Source organism: Streptomyces sp. YS-3, assembly GCF_045257485.1.
Classification (GTDB): domain Bacteria; phylum Actinomycetota; class Actinomycetes; order Streptomycetales; family Streptomycetaceae; genus Streptomyces.
Genome location: NZ_JBJHPC010000619.1, coordinates 1 through 4,010, shown reverse-complemented (window position 1 = coordinate 4,010; position 4,010 = coordinate 1). Strand labels below are relative to the sequence as shown.

The window sequence follows — 4,010 nt, the reverse complement described above, 5'->3', positions numbered from 1 at the left end:
GCACGACGACCTGCCCGCCGGGCGCCACCCGGTCCGGGCCGGGGCCGGGGGCGGCCTGTTCGACCCCCGGCAGCTCATCGCCGCGTTCCCCGAGGCGGTCAGGAAGCTCGATCCCCGGGTGATGGTCGCGTCCCCGGTGATGTTCGTCGTCGAGGTCGGATCCGTACTGACGACGGTCCTCGCGCTCAAGGACCCCGGTGACGGGTTCGGCTGGGCCATCACGGGCTGGCTCTGGCTGACCGTGGTCTTCGCCAACCTGGCGGAGGCGGTCGCCGAGGGCCGGGGCAAGGCGCAGGCCGACACGCTGCGCAGGGCCAAGTCGGACACCGTCGCCCGCCGTCTGAACGGCGGCGCGGAGGAGCGGGTGCCCGGCACCGAGCTGCGCGTCGGCGACCTGGTCGTCTGCGAGGCGGGCGATGTCGTCCCGGGCGACGGCGACGTGGTCGAGGGCGTCGCCTCGGTGGACGAGTCCGCGATCACCGGTGAGTCCGCGCCGGTGATCCGCGAGTCCGGCGGCGACCGCTCGGCCGTCACCGGCGGTACGAAGGTCCTCTCCGACCGGGTCGTCATCAAGATCACCACAAAGCCCGGCGAGACCTTCATCGACCGGATGATCGGCCTGGTCGAGGGCGCGGCCCGCCGCAAGACGCCCAACGAGATCGCCCTGAACATCCTGCTCGCCTCGCTGACCGTGGTGTTCCTGCTGGCGGTGGTCACCCTCCAGCCGTTCGCGACGTACGCGGGCGCCGAGCAGTCCATGGTCGTGCTGGCGGCCCTGCTGGTCTGCCTCATCCCGACGACGATCGGGGCGCTGCTCTCGGCCATCGGCATCGCGGGCATGGACCGCCTGGTCCAGCGCAACGTCCTGGCCCTGTCGGGCCGGGCCGTGGAGGCCGCGGGCGATGTGTCGACGCTGCTCCTGGACAAGACCGGCACCATCACCCTGGGCGACCGCCGGGCTGCCGCGTTCGTCCCCGTACCCGGCGCGAGCGAGGCGGAGCTCGCGGACGCCGCCCGGCTCTCCTCGCTGGCCGACGAGACCCCCGAGGGCCGCTCCGTCGTGCTCCTGGCCCAGGAGCGGTACGGGGCGGGCCAGAGCCGCCGGGAGGATCTGGCGGGCGCGGAGTGGATCGCCTTCACCGCCCGGACCCGGATGTCGGGCGTGGACGTGGCCGGGCGCAGGGTCCGCAAGGGCGCGGCCGGCGCGGTCCTGGCATGGGTGGAGGAGCGCGGCGGCCGGGTGGCGGGGGACGCCCGGCGGCTCGCCGACACGATCTCCCGGGAAGGCGGCACACCGCTGCTGGTGGCCGTGGAGGACGCGGACGGCGCCCGGGTCCTGGGTGTCGTCCACCTCAAGGACGTGGTCAAGGAGGGCATGCGGGAGCGGTTCGAGGAGCTGCGCCGGATGGGCATCAGGACGGTCATGATCACGGGTGACAACCCGCTGACCGCCCGGGCCATCGCCGCGGAGGCGGGCGTGGACGACTTCCTCGCCGAGGCCACCCCCGAGGACAAGCTGGCGCTGATCAGGCGCGAGCAGGCGGGCGGCAAGCTCGTCGCGATGACGGGCGACGGCACCAACGACGCCCCCGCGCTCGCCCAGGCGGACGTGGGCGTGGCGATGAACACCGGCACGTCGGCCGCCAAGGAGGCCGGCAACATGGTCGACCTCGACTCCGACCCGACCAAGCTGATCGAGATCGTCGGGATCGGCAAACAGCTCCTGATCACCCGGGGCGCGCTCACCACGTTCTCCATCGCCAACGACGTGGCGAAGTACTTCGCGATCATCCCGGCGATGTTCGCCACCGTCCACCCGGGCCTGGACAGGCTCAACATCATGGGCCTGCACAGCCCCGAGTCCGCGATCCTCTCCGCGGTGATCTTCAACGCCCTGGTCATCGTCGCGCTCGTACCGCTGGCCCTGAGGGGCGTGCGGTACCGGCCGGCCGGGGCCGACCGGCTGCTCCGCCGCAACCTCGGGATCTACGGCCTGGGCGGCCTGGTCGCGCCCTTCGCCGGCATCAAGCTCATCGACCTCATCGTCTCCCTCATCCCCGGAATCGGCTGATCGTCATGAAGAACTCGGCAACCACCACGGCCCGGCTGACCGGCGCCGCCCTGCGGGCCCTGCTCGTACTGACCCTGGTCTGCGGAGTGGTCTACCCGCTCGCGGTGACCGGCGTCGCCCAACTGGCCTTCCCCGCGAAGGCGAACGGATCGGAGGTCGAGTCGGGCGGCAGGGTGGTCGGTTCGGAGCTGATCGGCCAGCGGTACGACCTCCCCGGGAAGGACCCGTCCGACCCCGGGGAGGCGGCCCGCCCGGACCTGCGCTGGTTCCAGCCGCGCCCCTCCGCCGGCCTGGGCACCAACACCCGCAACACCCGCTACCGGCTGCTGGTGTCCGGCGCGACCAACCTCTCGGCCGACAACGAGAAGCTGGTCCAGCGGGTCGGGGCCGCCAGGGCGGCGGTGGTCCGGGACAACTCCACGCCCACGTACAGGGTCGACCCGGCGGACGTCCCCGCCGACGCCGTCACGTCCTCCGGCTCGGGCCTGGACCCCGACATCTCCCCGGCGTACGCGCGGCTCCAGGTCCACCGGGTGGCGCAGCGCAACGGGCTGCCGGTGGCGCGGGTGGAGCAGCTGGTCGCCGACCACACCGCAGGTCGCGTCCTGGGCTTCATCGGCGAGCCCAGGGTCAACGTCCTGAAGTTGAACATCGCGCTGCGGGAGCTCATGGAGAGGTGACGGAGGCGGGGGAGCAGCGGGTGCAGGGGGCCTCCGGCCCGGGCGGCCGACGCGTGCGCCGACGCGTGCCGCCGGACGGCCGCCATGCGGGCGGAAAGGGCCGCTCATAGACTGACGAGGACAATATGCCCCTTTTCGTACCGGTAAGGGAGATGCGGTCCATGTCCAAGCGAGGCAACAAGCGGCGCGCACGGAAGAAGAAGGGYGCGAACCACGGCAAGCGCCCCAACACCTGAGCCCCGGGCGCCCCACGGCCCCGGCCCCCGCCACCGGTCGTGGCGCCGGGCCGGGGCCGACGGCGTGTCCCACACTGTCCCCATGGACCTGGAAGCGGCACGCACCCTGCTCCCCGCCGCCCTGGAAGAGGCCCGCGCCGGACGGGCCGAGGGCGGGATCCCCATCGGCGCGGCGCTCTTCGACGCGGCCGGCACCCTCCTCGGACGTGGCCGCAACCGCCGGGTCCAGGACGACGACCCGTCCACGCACGCAGAGACCGCCGCCTTCCGGGCGGCCGGACGCCGGACCACGTACGCCGGTACGACGATGGTGACCACCCTCGCCCCCTGCTGGTACTGCAGTGGCCTGATCCGCCAGTTCGGCATCTCCCGTGTGGTGATCGGCGAGGTGCGCACCTTCGAGGGCGGACAGGAGTGGCTGGCCGGGCACGGAGTGGAGGTCGTGGTGCTCGACGACGCCGAATGCCATGCGCTGCTGGGGGAGTTCATCGCGGCGGAGCCGGGGCTGTGGGCTGAGGACATCGGGGTCGCGCCGCCGCCGGGCGGCCTGCCGGACACGGCCGGGCCGGACTGAGTACCCGTACTCATTGCTGGCCTGAATCCGCCCAGTACCCTGCCGGAAAGAAGATCAGTAAGCGGGAGGGGGAAACGGCATGTCCACACCGATCGGTGGTCCCACACGGGGCTTCTGGATCACGCCGGGCGAGGTCCAGAAGGCCGGCGACTCGGCCCGCAAGGTGGCCAAGGACATCCCCGACGAGATCAAGACCCTCTACAAGCCGACCGACACGGCGGTGGCGGGCCTGGCCGGTTTCGAGACCGCCAAGGCCATCGACGAGTGCCTGGAGGCGTGGGCGAAGACGCTGCGCTCGCTGGCGGGCATGGTGGAGGGGGCGGCGGACGCGGTCGCCTCGTCCAGTACGAGCTTCGTCCGCGAGGACCACGCGCGCGGGCAGTCGTTCCTCGGCTTCGGCCCGTACACCCCGTACGCGCCGGGTGTCTCGGCCCCGGGAGTGCACCCCC

General features: G+C 72.7%; 5 protein-coding genes. All 5 read left to right on the top strand.

Going from position 1 to position 4,010, the window contains the following annotated elements; translation table 11 throughout:
- Positions 1-2,071 (top strand): potassium-transporting ATPase subunit KdpB (kdpB, locus tag ACJA3G_RS31955; protein ID WP_406556535.1); only part of this gene is annotated, 2,071 nt, incomplete at its 5' end.
- Positions 2,072-2,076: 5 nt separating this feature from the next.
- The gene (locus ACJA3G_RS31950) at positions 2,077-2,751 is read left to right on the top strand and encodes a potassium-transporting ATPase subunit C (protein ID WP_406556534.1); all 675 of its coding nucleotides are present in this window, start codon (positions 2,077-2,079) and stop codon (positions 2,749-2,751) included.
- A 161-nt stretch (positions 2,752-2,912) separates the two neighbouring features.
- The gene (locus ACJA3G_RS31945) at positions 2,913-2,987 is read left to right on the top strand and encodes a 50S ribosomal protein bL37 (RefSeq protein ID WP_372460710.1); all 75 of its coding nucleotides are present in this window, start codon (positions 2,913-2,915) and stop codon (positions 2,985-2,987) included.
- Positions 2,988-3,069: 82 nt separating this feature from the next.
- Entirely contained in the window at positions 3,070-3,561 is a 492-nt protein-coding gene (locus ACJA3G_RS31940) for a nucleoside deaminase (protein ID WP_406556533.1), read from the top strand.
- A 79-nt stretch (positions 3,562-3,640) separates the two neighbouring features.
- On the top strand, positions 3,641-4,010 hold a 370-nt coding region (locus ACJA3G_RS31935), incomplete at its 3' end, for a hypothetical protein (protein WP_406556532.1).

Coding starts and splice junctions, on each gene's coding strand:
- ACJA3G_RS31940 (WP_406556533.1), top strand. CDS start 3,070: ATGGACCTGGAAGCGGCACGCACCCTGCTCCCCGCCGCCCTGGAAGAG.
- ACJA3G_RS31950 (WP_406556534.1), top strand. CDS start 2,077: ATGAAGAACTCGGCAACCACCACGGCCCGGCTGACCGGCGCCGCCCTG.